The organism is Nocardia sp. NPDC058114, assembly GCF_042884695.1.
In the GTDB taxonomy this organism is placed as follows: Bacteria; Actinomycetota; Actinomycetes; order Mycobacteriales; family Mycobacteriaceae; genus Nocardia.
Genome location: NZ_JBHVTK010000003.1, coordinates 746,414 through 768,091, shown reverse-complemented (window position 1 = coordinate 768,091; position 21,678 = coordinate 746,414). Strand labels below are relative to the sequence as shown.

At 67.6% G+C, this 21,678-nt stretch carries 24 protein-coding genes; 16 read left to right on the top strand and 8 right to left on the bottom strand.

Going from position 1 to position 21,678, the window contains the following annotated elements; genetic code table 11:
- Window positions 1–6: 6 nt before the first annotated feature.
- The 4 genes from ACFVVI_RS15970 to ACFVVI_RS15955 all read left to right on the top strand — a co-directional run bounded on the left by ACFVVI_RS15970 (window position 7) and on the right by ACFVVI_RS15955 (window position 4,491).
- Window positions 7–1,011 (top strand): ABC transporter permease, encoded by a 1,005-nt coding sequence (locus ACFVVI_RS15970; protein WP_379314316.1) that lies wholly within the window; start codon window positions 7–9, stop codon window positions 1,009–1,011.
- Window positions 1,008–1,850: an ABC transporter permease gene (locus ACFVVI_RS15965; RefSeq protein ID WP_387445863.1), complete on the top strand. Its 843-nt coding sequence runs from the start codon at window positions 1,008–1,010 to the stop codon at window positions 1,848–1,850. Before ACFVVI_RS15970 ends, ACFVVI_RS15965 begins: the two co-directional genes overlap by 4 nt.
- Window positions 1,847–3,634, top strand: a complete 1,788-nt coding sequence (locus ACFVVI_RS15960) for a dipeptide ABC transporter ATP-binding protein (RefSeq protein ID WP_387445862.1) — start codon at window positions 1,847–1,849, stop codon at window positions 3,632–3,634. Before ACFVVI_RS15965 ends, ACFVVI_RS15960 begins: the two co-directional genes overlap by 4 nt.
- 71 nt (window positions 3,635–3,705) lie before the next feature.
- Window positions 3,706–4,491, top strand: a complete 786-nt coding sequence (locus ACFVVI_RS15955; protein ID WP_378993066.1) for a helix-turn-helix domain-containing protein — start codon at window positions 3,706–3,708, stop codon at window positions 4,489–4,491.
- Between the two features lie 17 nt (window positions 4,492–4,508).
- Here the strand turns inward: ACFVVI_RS15955 and ACFVVI_RS15950 are convergent, their stop codons facing one another.
- Entirely contained in the window at window positions 4,509–5,129 is a 621-nt protein-coding gene (locus tag ACFVVI_RS15950; protein ID WP_378993068.1) for an alpha/beta fold hydrolase, read from the bottom strand.
- Between the two features lie 4 nt (window positions 5,130–5,133).
- On the bottom strand, window positions 5,134–5,289 hold the full coding sequence (locus tag ACFVVI_RS15945; RefSeq protein WP_387445861.1) for a hypothetical protein: 156 nt from the start codon (window positions 5,287–5,289) through the stop codon (window positions 5,134–5,136).
- Window positions 5,290–5,438: 149 nt separating this feature from the next.
- Here ACFVVI_RS15945 and ACFVVI_RS15940 point away from each other — a divergent pair, with 149 nt between their 5' ends.
- The 8 genes from ACFVVI_RS15940 (at window position 5,439) to ACFVVI_RS15905 (ending at window position 13,333) form a co-directional block, all read left to right on the top strand.
- The gene (locus ACFVVI_RS15940; protein ID WP_387445860.1) at window positions 5,439–6,641 is read left to right on the top strand and encodes a transcriptional regulator; all 1,203 of its coding nucleotides are present in this window, start codon (window positions 5,439–5,441) and stop codon (window positions 6,639–6,641) included.
- Between the two features lie 87 nt (window positions 6,642–6,728).
- Entirely contained in the window at window positions 6,729–8,246 is a 1,518-nt protein-coding gene (adh, locus tag ACFVVI_RS15935; protein WP_378993073.1) for an aldehyde dehydrogenase, read from the top strand.
- Window positions 8,246–8,623: a DUF779 domain-containing protein gene (locus tag ACFVVI_RS15930; RefSeq protein ID WP_378993074.1), complete on the top strand. Its 378-nt coding sequence runs from the start codon at window positions 8,246–8,248 to the stop codon at window positions 8,621–8,623. Before adh ends, ACFVVI_RS15930 begins: the two co-directional genes overlap by 1 nt.
- Window positions 8,624–8,784: 161 nt before the next feature.
- Complete coding sequence (gene eat / locus ACFVVI_RS15925; protein ID WP_387445859.1) at window positions 8,785–10,212, top strand: ethanolamine permease; 1,428 nt, start codon at window positions 8,785–8,787, stop codon at window positions 10,210–10,212.
- A 72-nt stretch (window positions 10,213–10,284) separates the two neighbouring features.
- The gene (locus ACFVVI_RS15920; protein ID WP_387445858.1) at window positions 10,285–11,697 is read left to right on the top strand and encodes an ethanolamine ammonia-lyase subunit EutB; all 1,413 of its coding nucleotides are present in this window, start codon (window positions 10,285–10,287) and stop codon (window positions 11,695–11,697) included.
- A gap of 59 nt (window positions 11,698–11,756) precedes the next feature.
- Window positions 11,757–12,593, top strand: coding sequence for an ethanolamine ammonia-lyase subunit EutC (gene eutC, locus ACFVVI_RS15915; RefSeq protein WP_387445857.1), 837 nt, complete (start codon window positions 11,757–11,759; stop codon window positions 12,591–12,593).
- A gap of 75 nt (window positions 12,594–12,668) precedes the next feature.
- Complete coding sequence (locus ACFVVI_RS15910) at window positions 12,669–13,067, top strand: NUDIX domain-containing protein (RefSeq protein WP_378636247.1); 399 nt, start codon at window positions 12,669–12,671, stop codon at window positions 13,065–13,067.
- A gap of 92 nt (window positions 13,068–13,159) precedes the next feature.
- The gene (locus tag ACFVVI_RS15905; RefSeq protein ID WP_378993080.1) at window positions 13,160–13,333 is read left to right on the top strand and encodes a hypothetical protein; all 174 of its coding nucleotides are present in this window, start codon (window positions 13,160–13,162) and stop codon (window positions 13,331–13,333) included.
- On the opposite strand, the gene ACFVVI_RS15900 is transcribed toward ACFVVI_RS15905, so the two are convergent.
- Together ACFVVI_RS15900 and mca are read right to left on the bottom strand one after the other, a co-directional pair.
- Entirely contained in the window at window positions 13,330–13,575 is a 246-nt protein-coding gene (locus ACFVVI_RS15900) for a hypothetical protein (RefSeq protein WP_378636354.1), read from the bottom strand. The two genes, ACFVVI_RS15905 and ACFVVI_RS15900, sit on opposite strands and share 4 nt — an antisense overlap.
- Entirely contained in the window at window positions 13,575–14,441 is an 867-nt protein-coding gene (gene mca / locus ACFVVI_RS15895) for a mycothiol conjugate amidase Mca (RefSeq protein WP_378993082.1), read from the bottom strand. Before mca ends, ACFVVI_RS15900 begins: the two co-directional genes overlap by 1 nt.
- Before the next feature lie 120 nt (window positions 14,442–14,561).
- On the opposite strand from mca, the gene ACFVVI_RS15890 reads away from it, so the two are divergent.
- Both ACFVVI_RS15890 and greA read left to right on the top strand, forming a co-directional pair.
- Complete coding sequence (locus ACFVVI_RS15890; protein WP_378993084.1) at window positions 14,562–15,026, top strand: DUF4307 domain-containing protein; 465 nt, start codon at window positions 14,562–14,564, stop codon at window positions 15,024–15,026.
- 276 nt (window positions 15,027–15,302) lie between these two features.
- Window positions 15,303–15,794 carry a transcription elongation factor GreA gene (greA, locus tag ACFVVI_RS15885; protein WP_056813695.1) on the top strand — a complete coding sequence of 164 codons (492 nt, stop codon included), beginning with the start codon at window positions 15,303–15,305 and terminating at the stop codon, window positions 15,792–15,794.
- A gap of 91 nt (window positions 15,795–15,885) precedes the next feature.
- Here greA and ACFVVI_RS15880 read toward each other — a convergent pair whose 3' ends face one another.
- Window positions 15,886–17,028 (bottom strand): cystathionine gamma-synthase, encoded by a 1,143-nt coding sequence (locus ACFVVI_RS15880; RefSeq protein WP_379316169.1) that lies wholly within the window; start codon window positions 17,026–17,028, stop codon window positions 15,886–15,888.
- 98 nt (window positions 17,029–17,126) lie between these two features.
- Here ACFVVI_RS15880 and ACFVVI_RS15875 point away from each other — a divergent pair, with 98 nt between their 5' ends.
- On the top strand, window positions 17,127–18,308 hold the full coding sequence (locus ACFVVI_RS15875; RefSeq protein ID WP_378993088.1) for an acyl-CoA dehydrogenase family protein: 1,182 nt from the start codon (window positions 17,127–17,129) through the stop codon (window positions 18,306–18,308).
- A gap of 1 nt (window position 18,309) precedes the next feature.
- On the opposite strand, the gene ACFVVI_RS15870 is transcribed toward ACFVVI_RS15875, so the two are convergent.
- Together ACFVVI_RS15870 and ACFVVI_RS15865 are read right to left on the bottom strand one after the other, a co-directional pair.
- Complete coding sequence (locus ACFVVI_RS15870; protein WP_378993090.1) at window positions 18,310–18,591, bottom strand: hypothetical protein; 282 nt, start codon at window positions 18,589–18,591, stop codon at window positions 18,310–18,312.
- Between the two features lie 158 nt (window positions 18,592–18,749).
- Window positions 18,750–20,051, bottom strand: a complete 1,302-nt coding sequence (locus ACFVVI_RS15865) for an NtaA/DmoA family FMN-dependent monooxygenase (RefSeq protein ID WP_387445856.1) — start codon at window positions 20,049–20,051, stop codon at window positions 18,750–18,752.
- Between the two features lie 157 nt (window positions 20,052–20,208).
- On the opposite strand from ACFVVI_RS15865, the gene ACFVVI_RS15860 reads away from it, so the two are divergent.
- Window positions 20,209–20,553 (top strand): DUF6401 family natural product biosynthesis protein, encoded by a 345-nt coding sequence (locus ACFVVI_RS15860; RefSeq protein ID WP_379315497.1) that lies wholly within the window; start codon window positions 20,209–20,211, stop codon window positions 20,551–20,553.
- Window positions 20,554–20,615: 62 nt separating this feature from the next.
- Here the strand turns inward: ACFVVI_RS15860 and ACFVVI_RS15855 are convergent, their stop codons facing one another.
- Entirely contained in the window at window positions 20,616–21,449 is an 834-nt protein-coding gene (locus tag ACFVVI_RS15855) for a hypothetical protein (protein WP_378993095.1), read from the bottom strand.
- Window positions 21,450–21,678 lie beyond the last annotated feature (229 nt).

Sequence of the window (21,678 nt, the reverse complement as noted above, 5' to 3'; positions counted from 1 at the left end):
CCACCGATGACGACGGAAGCGATCGCACCGGAGGTCGTGACCACCACCGTGGACAGCGATGCTCGCGTCGGCACAGCCAAACGGATCACGCTGCGGGTGATCACGGGTCTCGGCGTGCTGTGGGGCGCGACCACGCTGTCGTTCCTCGGGGTGCGGCTGGCGCCGGGCGACACGGTCGACGTGTTGCTCGGCGAACAGCAGCGCACCCCGGAGGTCGAGGCCGCCATCCGTGCCGAATGGGGACTCGACAGCCCGGCCGTTGTCCAGTACGCCCGCTACCTGTGGAATGTGGCGCACGGGGATTTCGGGCGTTCCTACGTGTTGCAGCGGCCGGTGTCGGAAGTCATCGGCTCGCAGGCGGGCCCCACCTTGGCGCTGACCGGTGCCGCGTTGCTGGTGGCGCTGGTGTTCGCGGTCGTCGTCGCGACGAGCACGGCGCAGCGGCGGCGATCGCGCGCCATCGCGAACGCGGTGGAACTGGCGCTTGTTTCGACGCCCTCCTTCTGGCTCGGCATCGTGTTGCTGTCGGTGTTCAGCTTCCAGCTGAAGATCTTTCCGGTGGCGGCGAACAAGGGGCTGTCGGCCTTGGTTCTGCCCGCACTCGCACTCGGTCTGTCACTGGGCGCGGTGATCTCCCAGGTGCTGCGTGACGGGCTGGAGCGAGCGCTCGACGAACCGTTCGCGGTGACGGTGCGGTCGTGGTCGGTGAGCGAGAGCGCGCTGCGGCTGCGGCACGGGTTGCGCCACGCGGCCCTGCCCGCGGTGACCCTGACCGGCTGGTTGGTCGGCGGATTGCTGGGCGGTGCGGTGATCATCGAAGAAGTCTTCGGTCGACCCGGCCTGGGGCGGGTGACCGTCGAAGCCGTTCTCGCACAGGATCTTCCAGTGGTGCTCGCGGTGGCGATCCTCTCGGCGTTCGTCTACGTCGTGATCAGCACGCTGGTCGACCTGCTCTACCTGTGGCTCGACCCACGCCTGCGCCGTGACTCACGCGATGGAGGGAATCGATGACGGCCACCCGAGTACCGCACGCACAGGGCTTCGCCGCCGCGCCGGGCGTCGCGGTCGCCGCGCTGACCGTGGGACTGGTCGTGATCGCGGTGGTCGCACCTTCCCTGCTGACCGGTGCCGATCCGCTCGCCGCCGATCCCCTTGCCGCCCAACTGCCGCCGAGTGCGCAGCATTGGTTCGGCACCGATCACCTGGGCCGCGACGTTCTCACCCGGGTCATCCACGGTGCGCGCTACTCGCTGCTGATCGGCGTCACCGCCGTCGCGATCGCGGTGGTGGCGGGCACGGCGCTCGGCCTGCTGTCCGGGCTGGCGCGCGGGCCGCTCGACGAGCTGATCACCCGGTTCCTCGACGTGGTCTCGGCCTTCCCCGATCTCCTGCTCGCACTGGTCCTGATCTCGTTCACCGGTCCCGGCACCACGAACCTGATCTTCGCGCTCGGCATCGCCTCGATCCCCCGGTTCGCCAGGGTGGTGCGCGCGCAGACCCTCGTCGTGCAGGAGTCCGGGTATGTCGAACAGGCACGGACTTTCGGGCTCACCAGAGCAACGCTGGTGCGGCGGCACGTCCTGCCGCACGCGGTCGCGCAGGTCCCGATCCTGGCCACCATCGGCCTCGGCACCGCGATCCTCGGCGCGGCCGGTCTGAGCTTCCTGGGGATGGGCCCGCAGCCGCCGGAACCGGAATGGGGCGCGATGCTCGCCGAGGGACGTAACTATCTGCGCAATGCCTGGTGGATCGCCGTGCTGCCCGGCGTGGCGGTGACCGCCACGGTGATCGCGGTGAGCTCGCTCGGCCGGCACTGGCAGCGGCACTACGACGGAAGGCCATCGGTATGAGTCTGATCGCGGTCGAGAATCTGCGGGTCGGGTTCGCAGGCAAGGAAGTGGTGCACGGCATCGATCTGCGGATCGAGCCGGGCGAGGCCGTCGCCCTCGTCGGTGAGTCCGGGTCGGGCAAGTCGGTGACGGCGCGCGCGCTGGTCGGCCTGGCCGGTCCGGGCGCAGGCGTGCGGGCCGACCGTCTCGAACTCTTCGGGCAGGACGCGCGCAATCATCGCGATCGGCAGTGGCGGCGAATCCGCGGCAGCAGCATCGGATTCGTACTCCAGGATGCGTTGGTCTCCCTCGATCCGCTGTACTCGATCGGTAGCCAACTCGCCGAAGCGCAACGCGCGCTGACCGATCTGCGCGGGCAGGCACTCACCGCCCGCACCGTGCGACTGCTCACCGACGTCGGTGTCCCCGAACCCGAACTGCGGCTGCGCCAATATCCCCACGAGCTGTCCGGCGGACTTCGCCAGCGCGTGCTGATCGCGACAGCGCTCGCAGGCGATCCACGACTCATCATCGCCGACGAGCCGACCACAGCGCTCGATGTGACTGTCCAGCAACAGATCCTCGAGCTGCTCCGTGCGCGCAAAGCCGAAGGCACGGCACTGCTCCTGATCAGCCACGATTTGGCAGTGGTTGCCGAGGTGGCCGACCGGGTGCTGGTCATGCGGGAGGGGGAGGTCGTCGAGGAAGGCAGCACACACGACGTGCTGACCCGTCCGGAGCATCCGTACACGAAGAAGCTGCTGGCGGCCGTACCCTCCGCCGCCTCGCGCGGTTCGAAGCTGGCGGTTTCCGGCCAGCCCGCCGAGCTACCGCTGCCCCACCCCACCTCGCCACCGCCGAAGGTCGCGGCCGCCACCGAATCGCCACGGCCGAACAACCCGACTGCCACCGCAACGCCGGAATCGGAGCCGGTTCGCGCCACATCGACGGCAAGCCGAACCAGCGGGCACACAGAGGAACCCGGGTTGCGCGAGCCATTGCCGCCGCGCTCGGTCGACGACACCCGGGTCGTGCTCTCGGTCCGCAACCTGCGCAAGACCTACGGCTCCGGATCGGCCGCCCGCACCGTGGTCGACAATGTCGACTTCGACCTGTTCGGCGGCGAAACCCTGGGCATCGTCGGCGAATCGGGTTCGGGCAAGACCACCACGGCCCGCCTCGCGCTGCGGCTCATCACACCGTCGTCCGGACGGGTGGTCGTCGACGGCGAACCGTGGAGTGAGCTCTCCGACAAGGCATTACGGCCGCTGCGTGGCGCGGCGCAACTGATCGCCCAGGACCCACTGAGCTCGTTCGACCCCCGCTACACCGTGGAGCGCGTCATCGGCGAAAGCCTCGACACCGTCGATCTGCGTGGCAAAGCCCGCACCCGGCGCGTCCGCGAGATTCTCGACGCGGTCGGTCTCGCCCGCGACCTGCTCCCCCGCCACCCCCGTACCCTCTCCGGCGGCCAACGCCAACGCGTAGCCATCGCCCGCGCCCTCGCCCCCAACCCCGCCCTCCTGGTCGCCGACGAGCCGCTGTCCGCCCTCGACGTCTCCGTCCAAGCCCAGATCCTCGACCTACTCGCCGAACTCCAATCCGAGTTCGGCACCGCCCTGCTGCTCATCTCCCACGACCTCGGCGTCGTGCACCACCTCGCCGACCGCGTCCTCGTCATGAAAGACGGCAGGGTCGTCGAATCCGGCGAAGCGGATTCCGTCCTGCGCGCACCCCAGCACGAATACACCCGCCAACTCGTCGCCTCGGTCCCCCGCCTCCCCGAGGCCGCCGATCGCCGATGACCACCACAGCGACGCCGACCCGAATCCCCGGGTCGCGGCGTCCCCGGCGACACGTCGATACCCTGGTACGGGTGAGCGTCGATACCCGTTCGAAGATCCGCGGTTCCGCGCGGATACCGACCGCGTGGGCACGGCCGGGCCACATCGGGTACATCGGGCCGGATCTGCGGCCCGATACGCACTCGCCGCCGGTCGCGATGCTCACGGTGGGCCTGGACGGGCCGCTGATCGTGCACACCACCCGCGGTCTGATTCGCACGGGCAGTTCCTTCGCGCCTGCCCGCACCGCCCACCGCGTCGTTGCCACGCAGGGGTGGATCCTGGTGTTGTTCATCGACCCGTCGAGTGCGCCCGCGACCATGATCGCCGACGAGATGACTTCCGCGGCAGGTACTTTCGGTCTCAGTCACCGCCGCGAGCGCGAACTCGTCGAGCTGTGTGGCCAACCCGGCGTCGACCCGGATCTGCTCTACAACCGCGCCGTCGCGGGCCCGACCCTCGACACGGACGCACGCATCGCCAGGCTCGCCGCCGCGATCCGCGACCAGCCCGCCAACGCGCTGCGCGCCGACCAGATCGCCGCGAACCTCGGCCTGTCCACCGGCCATTTCTTGCACCTGTTCACCCAGCACTGCGGCACCACGTTCCGCGGCTATCAACGCTGGAACCGCATGGTCACCGCGATCACCAACGCCGTCAACGGCCACGACCTCACCCGCTCCGCCATCGACGCCGGCTTCGCCACCCCCTCCCACTTCAGCGAATCCTTCCGCGCCATGATCGGCCTGCCCGCCACCACGATGCTGCAGGCCGGCATCCACTTCGACCTGGGTGCCGGGGCCGTCCGGCCCGGATGAGCAGCTCGGCTGCGCTATCAGAGCAGCAGACGCGCCAGTTCCGCGGGACTGGACACCATGACCATGTGCCCGCCGTCCATTTCGACCGGCTCGATCCCCAGCCGGGAGGCTACGAGTTCGCGCATGAAATCGGCTGGGAGGAATCGGTCGTCGCGCAGCAAGATGAACCGGGTCGGCACCTCGGGCCAAAACGCCAGCGGCCAAGGGGACGTCATCGGCGTATCGGACTGGCCGCGCTCGTATTTCTCCGCCTCGGCCCGCTGCTCGGGGGTGAGCTGGTTGTAGAACACATCGTCATCACCGGAGGTCGCGTGTCCGGTGTTGGCCCACCAATCGCCTGGCGCCTCGCCAGGCGCCGGAATCATCGCCGATACCAACACCATTCGCTCCACAGGCACTCGATCGCACACCAGCGGTGCGGTGAACCCGCCGAACGAGTGCGCCACCACGACAACATCCCGGCGCGCGCCGATCGCCTCGACCACCGCGTCGGCGTATTCCGCCAACCCGGCGCTGTCGTCCTCGCTCGGCAACGACACGGGCACCGCGTCATGGCCGAGCCCGCGCAACTCGTCGGCCACCGGCCCCCAGTAACCCGCCGCGCACCCCGCTCCGGGGATCAGTATGAATGTGCTCACCTGGTCACCGCTCGACCGGTGAGTCTTCGCTGATCCGATCCTCCGAACCGAAGAACTCATCCGCGTCCCGGCACATCGTCGCGCCGTCCACCCGCGGCAACGTTCGATGGCGGGCGACCAGTTCGGCGGCACTTCGCCCGAGGCGACCTGGTGGCTCCACGGAGACAGGGTACGTCGCCGTCTCGCCGAGTCGGGCGTCTCCAGGTTTATCGGGTAGTTCGGCCTGACGAAACCGCTGCTCAGCGGGTGGCGCTGGGGCATGATGAAATGTGGAATCCTCGCCCAGTTCGTCTAGTAGGAAGAACCGAGATGGTGCAGCTCACGCTTTCCGCGCAGCGGGCTGCGCTGGAGCGGGAGTGGGCGATGTGGGTGCCGGGCGGGGTGGGGGTTTCGGGGGCAGGGGTGCGGTCCGAGGTGGCGCAGTCCTGGTCGCGGTCGTTGCGGACCGTGGATCCTGGGCGGGATCACGCGCCGGTCAGTGAGACCGATATCGGGCCACGGTGGGCGGAGTCGCCGTTGCGAGGGCCGGTGACCGAGCTGAAAGAGCAGTTGCACAGCGTCGCCGACGACGCGGGCTACGTCGCGGCGGTCACCGATGCTTCGGGGACGATTCTGTGGACATATGGCGGGCCCGTGATGCGCAGGCGCGCCGAGCAGGTGAACTTCGCGCCGGGTGGCCGATGGGACGAGGCGCACATGGGGACCAACGCCCTGTCGTTGGCGTTGCGCACCGACCAGCCGCACACGGTGTTCTCGGCCGAGCATCTTGTCGCGGCCCTGCACGGCTGGGTCTGTTATTGCGCGCCGATCCGCGCCGCCGACGGGACCCTGCTCGGCGTGCTCGACCTGTCGACGACCTGGAAACGCTCACATCCGCTGGCGATGGCCACCGTGCGCACCATGACCAGCGCCATCGAATCGAAGTTGCACGCCGCCGTGCCCGCGCCCGCCGGAATGCGGCTGACCTGCCTCGGCACCGGCCGGTTGATGCGTGACGGTCAGCAGATCCGGTTGCGGCCACGCCATCTCGAGATCCTGACCCTGCTCGCCCTCGACGACGACGGCTACAGCCACGAACGCCTGCACTACGCCGTCTACGGTGATCGCGCGGTCGGCGCGAGCACTCTCAAATCGGAGATGTCGTACCTGCGCCGCGCCACCGGCGGCGACATCACCAGTCGCGTCTACCGCTTCACCACTCCCCTGTCCTGCGACGCCGTCGACGTGCTGCGCGCCATCGAGCGAGGCGACCTGGACACGGCCGTTCGCCTGTATCACGGCCCGCTGCTTCCCGATTCGGAGACACCGGGCATCAGCGAATGGCGCGACTACCTCGAAGTCGCCATGCGTAACGCGGTTCTCAACAGCCCGGAGGCGAATCACGCACTGACATACGGCGATTCCGCCCCCGACGACATCGCCGTCCACGAACACGCCCTCGCGCTGCTCCCCACCCGCGACGCACGCCGCGCCGTCGCCGCCGCGCGCTTGCACAGCGCCCTTCGCGCCTGATCGGTCCGGCTTCAACGTTTCATCAACCCTGAGCGGGGATAGTGATGGGCGTCACGATTCACCGGAATCAGCGAGGAGCCACCGCACATGATCTACGCCAAGCCGGGCACCGAGGGCAGCGTCGTCAGCTACGCGCCGCGATACGACAATTTCATCGACGGCAAGTGGATTCCGCCGGTCGAAGGCCGCTATTTCGAGAACACCTCGCCGGTGGACGGGCAGCCGTTCTGCGAGATCGCCCGCTCGAGCGCCGCCGATGTGGAATTGGCGCTCGACGCCGCCCACCGTGCGGCCCCGGCCTGGGGTGAGACCTCGGCCGCCGAGCGAGCCAACATCCTCAACAAGATCGCCGACCGGATCGAGGCCAACCTCGAGGCCCTCGCCGTCGCCGAAACCTGGGACAACGGCAAGCCGGTCCGCGAAACCCTGGCCGCCGACCTTCCCCTGGCGGTCGACCATTTCCGCTACTTCGCCGGAGTGCTGCGCGCGCAGGAAGGCGGCATCAGCGAGGTCGACAAGGACACCATCGCCTATCACTTCCACGAGCCGCTCGGCGTTGTCGCGCAGATCATTCCGTGGAACTTCCCGATCCTGATGGCCACCTGGAAGCTGGCGCCCGCACTGGCCGCCGGAAACGCGGTGGTGCTCAAGCCCGCCGAGCAGACCCCGGCCTCGATCATGAAGGTCGTCGAACTCGTCGCGGATCTGCTGCCGCCAGGAGTTCTCAACGTGGTCAACGGTTTCGGCGTCGAAGCGGGTAAGCCGCTGGCCTCGAGCCCGCGCGTGGCGAAGGTCGCGTTCACCGGCGAGACCACCACCGGCCGGCTGATCATGCAGTACGCCAGCGAGAACATCATTCCGGTCACCCTCGAGCTGGGCGGCAAGAGCCCCAACATCTTCCTGCCCGATGTGATGGCCGCCGACGACGACTACCTGGACAAGGCGATCGAAGGATTCGTCATGTTCGCCCTCAACCAGGGCGAGGTGTGCACCTGTCCGTCGCGCGCGCTGATCGCCTCGTCGATCTACGACGAGTTCATGGCCCGCTGCGTCGAACGCACCAAGGCGATCATCAGCGGCAACCCGCTCGACGAGGCGACCATGATCGGCGCCCAGGCCAGCAACGATCAGTTCGAGAAGATCCTGTCCTACATCGACATCGGCAAGAAGGAAGGCGCCGAGGTGCTCACCGGCGGCGCGGTCCGCAGCGTCGACGGGCTGTCCGAGGGCTTCTACATCGAGCCGACGATCTTCAAGGGCAGCAACGACATGCGCGTGTTCCAGGAGGAGATCTTCGGCCCCGTCGTCGCGGTCACCACCTTCGACTCCACCGAGGAAGCGCTCTCGATCGCCAACGACACCCTCTACGGTCTCGGCGCCGGCGTGTGGACGCGCGATATGAACACCGCCTACCGCCTCGGCCGCGGCATCAAGGCAGGCCGGGTCTGGACCAACTGCTACCACGCCTACCCCGCGCACGCGGCGTTCGGCGGCTACAAGAAGTCCGGCATCGGGCGCGAGAACCACAAGATGATGCTCGATCACTACCAGCAGACCAAGAACATCCTGGTCAGCTACTCGGCGACGAAGCTCGGCTTCTTCTGATGGTGCAGCGCGTCGACCTCACCGAGAAGGCGGCGGCGCTGCTGCGGGACCTGACCGGGCAACACGGCCCGGTCATGTTCCACCAGTCCGGTGGGTGCTGCGATGGCAGCTCGCCGATGTGTTACCCGCGTGGCGAGTTCCGGGTGGGCGGTTCGGACGTGCTGCTCGGGTACCTGCCGGGCGACACCCCGTTCTGGATGAGCGCCGACCAGTTCGAGTACTGGAAACACACCCACCTCACCGTCGACGTGGTGCCGGGCCGCGGCGGCGGATTCTCGCTCGAGGCTCCAGAGGGCGTGCGGTTCCTGATCCGCTCACGCCTGTTCACCGACGAGGAAGCGGCCGCGCTCGAATCGGCGCCGCCGCGAACCGGGTGATCTGAAATACCCGTAATCAGTTCGTTTCCGCAGGTCAGCGGTGCTCGATACGCACCGCTGACCTGACGGATCCACGGCCGTAACAGTCGTCAACCATTCTTCAACCCTCGACGATCACCGTTGCCGCCGAACGCGCTTTGCTTGTTGATGAGGAGCTCCACGTGAGTACAGAAATCAGCCCCGCCACCGGCGAGGGCGCACCGGTCGACGACTATCTCGCCAAACGCACCCTGCGCAAGGGCTCGGCGGGCTGGGTACTGCTCGCGGGCCTCGGCGTGAGCTACGTGATCTCCGGCGACTTCTCCGGCTGGAACTTCGGTCTCGCCGAGGGCGGATTCGGTGGCCTGTTGATCGCCACCGTCGTCATCGCCGCGATGTATCTGGCGATGGTGCTCGGCATGGCCGAGATGTCCTCGGCACTGCCCGCGGCGGGCGGCGGCTACACCTTCGCCCGGCGCGCGCTCGGCCCGTGGGGCGGATTCGCCACCGGCACAGCCGTTCTCATCGAATACGCGATCGCGCCCGCCGCGATCGCCACCTTCATCGGCGCCTACGTGGAGTCGCTGAACCTGTTCGGGATCACCGACGGCTGGTGGGTGTATCTGGCGGTGTACGCGCTGTTCATCGGCATCCACCTGACCGGTGCGGGTGAGGCGCTCAAGGCGATGTTCGTGATCACCGGGATCGCGCTCGTCGGCCTGGTGATCTTCGCGTTCGCGGCCGTCGGCAAGTTCGACGCGGCCAACCTGACCGATATCGCGGCCGATCCCGCGGCGACCGGGTCGTCGTCGTTCCTGCCGTTCGGCTACCTGGGCATCTGGGCCGCCATCCCGTTCGCGATCTGGTTCTTCCTCGCCGTCGAAGGCGTGCCGCTGGCCGCCGAGGAAGCCAGCGAGCCGGAGAAGAACGTGCCCAAGGGCATCATCGTCGCGATGCTGCTGCTGTGCGTCACCGGCGCGGTGGTGCTGTTCCTGGTCACCGGCGCGCTCGGCGCCCAGAGCGCCTCCGCCTCGGGCAACCCGCTCGTCGAGGCGCTGGGCGACAGCTCGATGGCCAAGGTGGTCAACTACATCGGCCTGGCCGGTCTGGTCGCCAGCTTCTTCTCCATCATCTACGCGTACTCCCGCCAGACCTTCGCCCTCTCGCGCGCCGGCTACCTGCCGACCGTCCTGTCGATCACCAACTCCCGCAAGGCGCCGGTGCTGGCGCTGATCGTGCCCGGCATCATCGGCTTCGCCCTCTCGCTCACCGGCAAGGGCGCGATGCTGCTGAACATGGCCGTCTTCGGCGCGGCGCTGAGCTACGTCCTGATGATGGTGTCCCACATCGTGCTCCGCGTGCGTGAACCCAACATGCCGCGCCCGTACCGCACGCCGGGCGGCATCGTCACCACGGCGTTCGCGCTGGTCATCGCGGCCGCATCGGTGGCGGCCACGTTCCTGGTCGACCAGCAGGCCGCGCTGTGGACGCTCGGTGTGTTCGTCGCCTTCATGGCCTACTTCGGGCTCTACAGTCGCAAACACCTGGTCGCCAAATCCCCGGACGAGGAGTTCGCGGCCATCGCCAAGGCGGAATCCGAGCTCGAGTAGACCGTCGGGCACCCGGCAGCGTCGCACGCTGCCGGGCTCCGGCGGCCGAGTACATCTCTCGAAAGGGACCCGATGACCGTGTACCGCAGCACAATCGGCGTCACGACCTACACCTTCGACGGTTTGATCGACCTGATGGCGAAAGCCACTCCCCTGCGCAGCGGCGACGAGCTCGCCGGTTGCGCGGCGGCCACCGATGCCGAACGTGCCGCGGCGCAGTGGGCGCTGGCCGAAGTTCCACTCACCACGTTCCTGAGCGACGTGCTGGTGCCGTACGAGACCGACGAGGTCACCCGGCTGATCATCGACAGTCACGACCGATCGGCGTTCGCGCCGATCTCACATCTGACAGTCGGCGGATTGCGCGACTGGCTGCTCGCCGTCGCCGCCGCCGCCGATTCCGCGGCCACCCTGGCCGCGGTATCGCCCGGGCTGACGCCGGAGATGGTGGCCGCGGTCAGCAAGATCATGCGCAATCAGGATCTGATCGCGGTGGCCAAGGCGGCCGAGGTGACCGCGGGATTCCGCACCACCATCGGCCTGCCCGGCCGGTTGAGCACGCGGTTGCAGCCCAATCATCCGACCGACGATCCGCGCGGGATCGCCGCCGCCACCTTGGACGGGCTGCTGCTGGGCTGTGGCGACGCGGTGATCGGCATCAACCCCGCCACGGATTCACCGCAGGCCACCTCGGATCTCCTGCATCTGCTCGACGACGTGCGACTGCGCTTCGACATCCCGACCCAGTCGTGCGTGCTCTCCCACGTCACCACGACCATCGGTTTGATCGAGGCGGGCGCGCCGGTGGATCTGGTGTTCCAGTCCGTCGCGGGCACCGAGGGCGCGAATACCGGCTTCGGCGTGAATATTTCGCTGTTGCGGGAGGGGAACGAAGCGGGACGATCCCTGCGGCGCGGCACCGTGGGCGACAACGTGATGTACCTCGAGACCGGGCAGGGATCGGCACTGAGCGCGAATGCCCATCTGGGCGTGGGTGATCGGCCGGTGGACCAGCAGACCCTCGAAGCGCGCGCCTACGCCGTAGCCCGGGATCTGCGACCGCTGCTGGTGAATACGGTCGTCGGCTTCATCGGACCCGAATACCTCTACGACGGCAAGCAGATCATCCGGGCCGGACTCGAAGACCACTTCTGCGGCAAGCTGCTCGGCCTGCCGATGGGCGTGGATGTCTGCTACACCAACCACGCCGAGGCCGACCAGGACGACATGGACACCCTGCTCACCCTGTTGGGTGCGGCGGGTTGCGCCTTCGTCATCGCGGTGCCCGGCGCCGACGACGTGATGCTCGGCTACCAGAGCCTGTCGTTCCACGATGCCCTGTATGCCCGCCAGGTCCTGAACCTGCGGCCCGCACCGGAATTCGAGGCCTGGCTGTCGGGGCTCGGCATGCTCGACGCGAACGGCCGTGTGCGACAGGTGGAACCGCTGTCCTCACCCCTGCGAGCCCTGACCGCCACTCGATGAGCGCACCGCGTCAGCCGGACGAGCCGCTCACGACCATCGACGCAGAAACGGAACCGCCTGTGACCCCACCTGTTCCGGCCCCACCGATCGCCGCTGCGCACCAGACGCAATCGCCTGTCGCCGAAGACTTCTGGCGAGATCTTCGGGGCAGTACGCAAGCCAGAATCGGGCTCGGCCGCACGGGCGACGCGTTGCCGACGACCGATGTCCTCACCTTGCGCGCCGCACACGCCGCGGCCCGTGACGCCGTGCACCTTCCTCTCGATGTCGCGACGTTCACCGAACACATCGCCGCACTCGGCCTCGGCACCCCGGTCACCGTAGCCAGCAGGGCGGCCGATCGCGCCGAGTACCTGCGCCGCCCCGATCTCGGTCGAGTGCCCGACGATCTCACCCCCGTCACCGCCAGCGGCGCGGACATCGGCGTCGTTCTCGCCGACGGGCTGTCCCCCTTGGCACTGTCCGAGCACGCCCCCGAACTCCTCGCCGCCCTGGCAACCGAACTCGGCGATCGCTACACCATGGCCCCACCGGTGATCGCCACCCAGGCCAGAGTGGCGCTGGGTGACCACATCGCCGAAGCCATGGGCGTGCGCACCGTTCTGGTGCTGATCGGCGAGCGCCCGGGCCTCTCGGTCGCCGACAGCCTCGGCATCTACCTGACCCACCTACCACGCCCCGGCCGCGCGGACGCCGAACGCAACTGCGTCTCCAACATCCACCCACCCGACGGCCTCACCTACGCCGACGCCGCCCGCGTGGTGGCGGGTCTGGTCGCGGGAGCCCGCGCACTGGGTCGCTCGGGAGTCGACCTCAAAGACACCTCGCGTACCGACTCGCTGGCCGCAGCCGAAACGCTGACCGTCGACGCGCCGCCGCAGGCACCGTCTCGGTGAGCTGACCCAGACACCAGCGTGACGCGGAGCACGTTCGGCATGGAACGGGGCCGATCGCTCCTTAGAGTGATCCCCATGATCCGCACCGCCGCCCTCGCCCATGTCCGCGACCGCAGGCTGATTCAGACGCGCCCCGAAGGCAAAGATGTCTTCTACATGGCGGGCGGCAAGATCGACCCCGGCGAGACCCCTTTACAGGCGCTACATCGCGAGATCGAGGAAGAACTGGGCGTCGGGCTGGCCGGGGTCGCCGAGTTCGGCGTCTTCGAGGCCGAGGCTTTCGGGCACCGCCGCAACACCGGCCTGCACATGACCTGTTTCCGTGCCGAGCTCACCGGAGAACCCCACGCCACCGGCGAAATCGCCGAATTCCGCTACTTCACCGTGAGTGAATACGCCGCGATGGAGCACGTCGCACCCGGTTCGATGATGGTGTTCCGGCGCCTGCACGAACTCGACCTGATCGACTGGTAGGTCGCGCACGGCGTCGATTGGATATCGGCAGAAACGAACCCGTCAACAGTGACGATCCCATAGTCGTGAACCTGCCGATAACCACCGCGCCGATGACAGTGTCCGAACGTCGCGCCGCCCTACGTCAACTCGTCGCACTGTTCGGCCTGATGAACACGATGATCGAGTTGAGTGCGGGCGGCGCGTCGCGGTCGGTGGCCGAACACGCCGCCACCGCGCGCGACCTGGTCGGCGAACTCGTCGCCGACCTCGCCGCGGCGCGCTAGGAGTTCTGTTTCGGTTCGGATTCCTCGACGGCGATCACACCGGGCTCGGTGCCGTCGTCGGCCTTCTGATCCGGTTCCGGGTGCTCGGGTTCGAACGTTTCCGGCAGGCCCTTGAGGTGCTTGTTCATCGAGCGGACCAGCAGCACCGTGCCTGCCAGCAGGATCAGGATGACCAGCAGCCCGAGCGGGGAAGCCTTGCCGAACTCGGGGCCCGTCGGTTGCTGTGCGAGGTAGACCAACATCACCGGTCGTTGTCCTCGATGCCGGCGAACAGGTCGGTCTCCGGGATGGCGGTGGACACGCGCGTCTTGGCCAATTCGAACTCCTCGGTCGGCCAGAGCCGCTGCTGCATCTCCAACGGGATCGCGAAGAACGCGCCGTTGGGATCGATCTGGGTCGCGTGGGCGCGCAGGGCGTCGTCACGCTGGGGGAAGTACTTCGAGCATTCGATCTGGGTGGTGACCCGGCCCATGATGTCGCCGCGGGCCGCCTGGTACTGCTTCATCCGGTCCAGCCACTCCTGCAGCGGGAACGGTTCACCGATGCGCTCGTACTCCTCGGCGAAGGCTTCCAGTCGCTTCATGCTGAAGCCGTGGTCGTAGTAGAGCTTGAGCGGTGTCCACGGCTCGCCCGCCCCGGGGAACTTCGTGGGATCGCCCGCCGCCTCGTACGCGGCCATCGAGACCTCGTGGCAGCGGATGTGGTCCGGGTGCGGGTAGCCACCGTTCTCGTCGTAGGTGGTGATCACTTGCGGCTTGAACTCGCGGATCACGCGCACCAGCGCCTCGGTGGATTCCTCCAGCGGCACCAGCGCGAAGCAGCCCTCCGGCAGCGGCGGCAGCGGGTCGCCCTCGGGCAGGCCCGAGTCGACGAATCCCAGCCAGTGCTGGCGCACGCCGAGCGCGTGCGCGGCCGCGGCCATCTCCTCGCGCCGGACCTCGTTGATCCGGTCCAACACACCGGGGGTGTCCATGGCCGGGTTCAGGATGCTGCCGCGCTCGCCGCCGGTCAACGTCACGACGAGCACCTCGACGCCCTCCGCGGCGTACCTGGCGGTCGTCGCGGCGCCCTTGCTCGATTCGTCGTCGGGGTGGGCGTGCACTGCCATGAGGCGAAGGCCACTCACTTCTCGTTCACCGTCGCTCTCGCTCGCGGGTGTCAGATGTCGTTACCTATAGTTCCATCCGACCCCCTGTTTGTTCCGACCACCCCCGGGAGCGCGAAAACGATGACCGAGCCCGCACCGGACTCCGCCGCGACCTCGGCCGCCGCAGCAGCGCGACACGCCGATCGATATGGCACGAAACCACCTGCGCGTCGCCTGTGGCTGATGGTTTTGCTCGGTGTCGGCGTGGTGGCGGCCGGCTTCGCGGTGGCCTATCTCGGCTTCCAGAAATATGGCCCCAAGGCGATCGAGACCGAGCAGCTGGGTTACGTGGTCGTCGACGACGCCACCCTGGACATGCGGATCAAGGTCACCCGCGACGACCCGCAGCAGGCCGTGGTCTGCTTCGTACGGGCGATGGACCGTGACGGTGCCGAGGTGGGCAGGCGCGAAATACTCGTGCCGGGCTCGGACTCGACCAGCGTGCAGGTGAGCACTACGGTGAAGTCGTCGGCACGCGCTTCGGCGGGCGATATTTATGGTTGCAGCGACCAGATTCCCGGGTATCTGCGCACCAGCGATCAGTGAGCCCGCACCAGCGATCAGTGACACTGCACGGCGAATAGCCCGCCTGACTAGGCTGACCTGCATTTTTGTGAGACATGCTAAAATGGGCTGATACACGGTTCCGGGGTTCGGAGCCGTGTTTGCTGCATTGGCGGCCAGCGGTGCTGTTTGCGGGTATCGGGTTCACCCCCAGGATCGCTCCAGCCGTCGGGCTGGTGCATGCCCTCCTTCGGGAGGTTTCGCGCTGGTTTCAGGGAATCCCGGTGCGCCGGGAACAACTACTAGGGAGTGATCGAGATGACCGAGAATGTGACCTGGCTTACCCAGGAGTCGCACGACAGGCTCAAGGGCGAGTTGGACTCGCTCATTGCCAATCGTCCGGTCATTGCCGCCGAGATCAACGAGCGCCGCGAAGAGGGCGACCTCAAGGAGAACGGTGGCTACCACGCCGCGCGTGAAGAGCAGGGTCAGCAGGAGGCGCGTATCCGCCAGCTGCAGGAACTGCTGAACAACGCCAAGGTCGGCGTCGCCCCCACCAAATCCGGTGTGGCACTGCCGGGCTCGGTCGTCACGGTCTACTACGACGGCGACGAGGGCGATACCGAGACCTTCCTGATCGCGACCCGCGAAGAGGGACTCGGCGCCACCGGCCTGGAGGCCTACTCGCCGAACTCGCCGCTGGGCGGGGCGCTGATCGACGCCAAGGTGGGCGAGACCCGCGAGTACACACTCCCCAACGGCAACACCATGAAGGTGACGCTGGTCAGCGCGGAGCCGTACCACAGCTGAGCTCGCTGAACCCGTACGTCGAGAACCCGAACGCAAGCGGCCGCATCCGGATACCGGATGCGGCCGCTTCGTCATGTGTGCCGGGTCCCGCTCAGCTCAGCGCCTGTTCGACATCGGCGAGGAGATCGCTGATGTCTTCGATGCCGACCGAGAGCCGGACCAGGTCGGCGGGGACTTCCAGCGCCGACCCCTCGGTGCTGGCGTGGGTCATGGCACCGGGGTGTTCGATGAGCGATTCGACACCGCCCAGCGATTCGGCCAGCGTGAAGATCTCGGTCCGCGAGCAGAACTTCAGCGCCGCTTCCCGGCCACCGGCCAGGCGCACCGAGATCATGCCGCCGCTGCGACGCATCTGCTTCTGCGCGATCTCGTAGCCGGGGTGCGTGGGCAGACCGGGGTAGATGACCTGCGAGATGGCCGGATGGTTGGTCAGGAACTCCGCGATCACCTCGGCGTTGTCGCAGTGCTTCTCCATGCGCACGGCCAGGGTCTTGATGCCGCGCATCGTGAGGAAGGCGTCGAACGGACCGGGGACCGCGCCCGCGCCGTTCTGCAGGAACGCGAAGTCCTTGTCGAGGTCGGCGCTGTTGGTGATCAGCGCGCCGCCGACGACATCGGAGTGACCGCCGAGGTACTTGGTGGTCGAGTGCAACACCACGTCGGCGCCGAGCAGCAGCGGCTGCTGCAGGTACGGGGTGGCGAACGTGTTGTCCACCACCAGCTTCGCGTCGGCCTCGTGGGCGATATCGGCCAGCGCGGGGATGTCACCGATGCTCAGCAGCGGGTTGGTCGGCGTCTCGATCCACACCAGCTTGGTGTTGGGGCGGACGGCCGCGCGCACCGCGTCGAGGTCGGCGATGTGGGCGGGCGAGTGCTCGATGCCCCACTGGCTGAAGACCTTGTCGATGAGCCGGAAGGTGCCGCCGTAGGCGTCGTCGGGAATCACGATGTGATCGCCGGGGCGCAGCATCGCGCGCAGCGCACAGTCGGTGGCCGCCATGCCCGAGGCGAAGGCACGCCCGTAGCTGCCCGATTCGAGGGCCGCGAGGTTGGCTTCCAGTGCCGTGCGGGTGGGGTTGCCGGTGCGCGCGTACTCGTAACCACCGCGCATGCCGCCGACGCCGTCCTGGGCGAAGGTGGAGCTCGCGTAGATGGGCACGTTGACCGCACCGGTCTGAGGATCGGGTTCGTATCCGGCGTGCACGGCCCTGGTGGAGAATCCCAGCTCACTCATCACCTCAGACTAGTTGGCCTGCTCCGGGTGCGATCGCTGGGGTGGCGGCCTGGTCGAAGTGTCGGTTTCGGGGCTGGTACTGCGGTTAAGCTCACGCCATGGTCACTGTCGAAGAGTTGTTCGCCATCGATCCGTTGCTGTCGTCGGAGGAGCGCGAAATCCGCGACACGGTGGCGCGATTCGGGGAACGCAGGCTGCGACCGCACCTCGCCGACTGGTTCGAGCAGGGCACATTCCCGGTCCGCGAGATCGCACCGGAACTGGGCAAGCTCGGGCTGCTCGGCATGCACCTCGACGGCTACGGCTGCGCGGGCGCGTCGGCCACCGCGTACGGCCTCGCCTGCCTGGAACTCGAAGCCGTCGACTCCGGCGTGCGCAGCATGGTGTCGGTACAGGGCTCGCTGGCGATGGCGGCCATTCATTTCTTCGGTTCCGAGGAGCAGAAGCAGCAGTACCTGCCTGCGATGGCGGCCGGTGAGGTGATCGGGTGCTTCGGGCTCACCGAGCCCGATTTCGGGTCCAACCCCGGCGGCATGCGCACGCGGGCACGCCGCGACGGTGACGACTGGATCCTGAACGGGTCGAAGATGTGGATCACCAATGGGTCGGTGGCCGATGTCGCCGTCGTCTGGGCGTATGCGGAGGAGCCCGGCGCGGACAAGGCGCGGGTGCGCGGCTTCCTGGTACCCGCGGGCACACCGGGTTTCACCACTCGCGAGATCCATCGCAAGCTGTCGCTGCGCGCATCGCTCACCGCCGCACTGGATTTCGACGATGTGCGCCTGCCCGCCGATGCCGTGCTGCCCGAATCACGGGGGCTCAGTTCGCCGCTGGCGTGCTTGAGCGAGGCGCGATTCGGCATCGTCTTCGGCGCGCTCGGCGCCGCGCGCGACTGCCTGAGCGCCGCGATCGACTACGCCCGCACCCGCGAGGTGTTCGACAAGCCGCTCGCGGGCTATCAGCTCACCCAGGCCAAACTGGCCGATATGGCGCTCGAACTCGGCAAGGGGCAGTTGCTCGCGCTGCACCTGGGCCGGTTGAAGGATCGACACGAGATCACCGGCGAGCAGATCAGCGCGGGCAAGCTGAACAGCACACGCGAGGCCATCAAGATTGCTCGCGAATGCCGGACCATCCTGGGCGCCAACGGTATCACCCTCGACTACCCGGTGCTGCGGCACGCCAACAACCTGGAATCCGTGCTGACCTACGAGGGCACCGCCGAGGTGCACCAGCTGGTCATCGGCAAGGCGCTCACCGACGCCAACGCGTTCCGGTAGGTCAGGTTCGGGCCGACAGGCTCGGCCTCGGCGCGGGCCTGATCATGCCGCCGGCGAAGGCCGCGGCGAGCATCACGATCACCACGGTGAGCACGGTCAGCGCGATCGGCACGGTGATCGCTGCGGGAATGCCGAGCAGGGTCAGCCCGGCCACACTGCCGCAACCCCAGAAGATCGCGGCGGCGAGACGACCGAGCAGGGGTGCGTAGGGCGAGCGACGCCAGGCGCGGGAGACCCTCGTCTGCGCCGAATACCCTGCGCTAGCAGCGATTACCGTGCTCATGCCGAACAGGTGAACGGCCGGGTCGGTGACCTGCACTGCGGGATCCCTTCGCTCGCCGGGCTGGTTTGCCGAAAGTTGTCTCCGAACGGTTATACCCATTCAGAGTCCATCGGGCGCCCGGTTCACGCAAGTCCGCGATCTCGATCACATCTCGTCGGCTACGCCCTCGTCGTCGAGGTCGGCGCGGGCAGTTCCAGATTCTCGCGGTAGGTCGCGCCCAGATAGTCGGTGTCGAGCAGCTTCCGGCGACGCAGCTCGGGCAGCAGTCCGTTGACGACGAAATCGTGGGTGCGCTCGTCGGTGAACCCGCCGAGGGAGATCACGTCGAGCACATTCGCCCGATAGCGCTCCTCGATCGCGTCGGCCAGCTGTTCGGGGGTGCCCGCCGCTGCCCAGTGGCCGGTGTCCTTGGCGGCGATGACGAGTTCGCGCAGCGTCGCGCCGGAGGCGGCGAGCTTGGCGAAGATCTCGACCCGGCCGCGCCGCCGATGTACCGAATCCAGTTGCGGCAGCAATGCTTCCGGGATGGGCTTGTCCAGCGGTAGCTCGGACAGGTCGATGCCGCCACCCAGCATGTCGGCCAGTTGACGGCGCCCCGCCTCGAAATCGGTGGCTTCGGCGGCCTCGCGAACCAGCCTGCGGGCTTCTTCCTCCGTCGCGCCGTAGGTGGCGTGGAAGGAACTGAAGATGAGCGGAAGCCCGTCCGGCCTGCCCAGCTCGGCGGCGCGGGTGCGGATCTTCTTCGTGTAGGTGATCGCATCCTCGAGCGTGGCCAGCGAGGTGAACACCACCTCCGCGAATCGTGCGCCGAGTTCGACGCCGCCCGCGGATTGACCGGCCTGGAACTGCACCGGCCTGCCTTGGGGCAGCGGCGGGATGTTCAGCGGGCCGCGGACCGAGAAATGCTGTCCGGCGAAGTCGATCGGCCGCACGAGCGATTCGTCCAGGGTCGCGCCCCCCGCGCCGTCCGGCCGCAGCGCACCAGGGCGCCAGCTGTCGAACAGCGCGTTGACCACCTCGATGGATTCCGTGGCGCGCGCGTAGCGCTGCTCCGGGCTCGGTAGATCGCGGTCGCCGTAGTTCTCCTCGCCCAGCGACGAGGTCACCGCGTTCCAGGCCGCGCGGCCGTTGCTGATGTGGTCGAGCGTGCCGAAGAGCCGGGCCAGGTTATAGGGATGATGGAAGGTCGTGGACACGGTGGCGATCAGGCCGACATCGGTGGTCACCGCGCCGAGGGCGGCGAGCTGGATCAGTGGTTCCTGCGCGCCGATCGCCCCCTGGGCGCCGAAGCTGAGCAGGTCCGCCGCGAAGATCGCACCGATCTTGTTCTGCTGTGCGATCCGCGCGATCCGGATACCCTCCTCGAGCGTGGAACGGGTCGGGTCCAGTGCCGCGGCGTACACATCGCGTGATCCGCTCACCCCGGTGACGGTCTTCAATTTCCGACGTTCGCTGCCCATGGTCGACAGTCCAGCAGGGCGCTGCGCGAGCGACCATGGTTGCGCTCAACCGAATTCGATCGACCGCGAAATGGTTGCGCTGTATTCGCCCGGTCACACTATCGATCTTGAATCGATCCAATTTCTTCAGCGACGGAGAGATTGCTACCATATTGCAATGTTTGCGCCAGGTCCCGCGTTGCTCGAACTCTCGGCGCAACGACAATTACAGCAGTTGAACACCGAGTTCGGAGCACCCGCGGCCGCCGTCGCCGCGGTGGTACCCGGACTGTCCGCCCAGCTCGACCAGCATGCCGCCGCGGTGCGCGACATTCTCGCTCTCGGCGTCGACGATTCGACGCGGGTGCCGCTCGGCATTCTGCTCGCCGGTTATGTCCGCGGACTGCTCGACCATTTCGCCGAGCGGGCCGACGGGTTCTTCGCGGGCGCGCCGGACAACTGGCACGACGCCGACTGGCTGCAGTTGCGCCTTGCCGCGGTGTGCGCGTACGCCGCCGACTGATACCCCACCGACGACATCGGCGCACCGCCACCCGGAGGTGACGGTGCGCCGATGCCCGTTGATCACCGCACGGTTTCGCCGCCCCAGCCCGGCTCGCCGCCGGGGTAGGTCGCGCCGGGCGTGACCCGCGCCTGCTCGGCCGCACTCGGCGCCACCCGCTCGCCCTGCCGCTCGGCGTCCTCACGTCCGCGCTGGTAGGCCTGGGCATGGCCCTTCATCGCCGGCATCTCCGATTCCAGGTTGCCGAGCCAATTGCTCCAGCGCTGCTCCATGGGCCTGACCAGGCCGCCACCGACACCGACCACCAGGATGCCGCCGATGGTGGCGAGCACGGCGATCAGGACCGGGGTGGTCACCGAGGTCGCGACACCGATCTGGTTCAGCGCCGCGATGATGCCGATACCCCAGATGAACACCGCCGCGATCCGGCCGAGCATGTGCCCGTAGGACAGCCCGCCGAGCGCGTTGGAGACGAGATCGCTCACCGCGTGCGCGATCGCCGCGGCGATCACCACGATGATGATCGCGACCACCGCCTTGGGCAGCCACGCCACGATGCTGGTGAGCAGCGCACTGACCGGGTTCGGCCCGAACACCGCGAAACCGATCTGCAACGCGATCAGCAGAATCGCGTAATAGGCGATCTTGGCGATGATGTCGGAAGCGTCATATTTACTGCGGGACATCATTTTCCGCAGTTCGCCACGTTCGACGAGCTTGTCGAATCCGACACGTTCCAGCACCGCGTTCACGATCTTGGCGACCACCTTCGCGATGATCCAGCCGACGAGAAGAATGGCGATGAATGCCACCGCTTTGGGGACGAACTGCGCGACCGAACTCCATGCGTCGGTCAAGCCCTGCTGGAAATCTATCGCAATGACGGAGGTATCCACGGCCTATCCTTTCGCTCATTCCGATCAGTGCGGCTGAATTGCCGATGCACCTGTTCGTGCTGCTTACCCAGGTAATTACCATCGAATCCGCGCAGTTGCGATAAATTTGCTCACGGCCGGTCAGAGCCACAATGACCCACGGATCTCCTTCCGCCCAGCCCCTCGAGCCGATCGGCGCCGGTCCGAAATTCGGTTGCCTGGTTCTCGACCGCTTCCTAGAGTCGGTCCC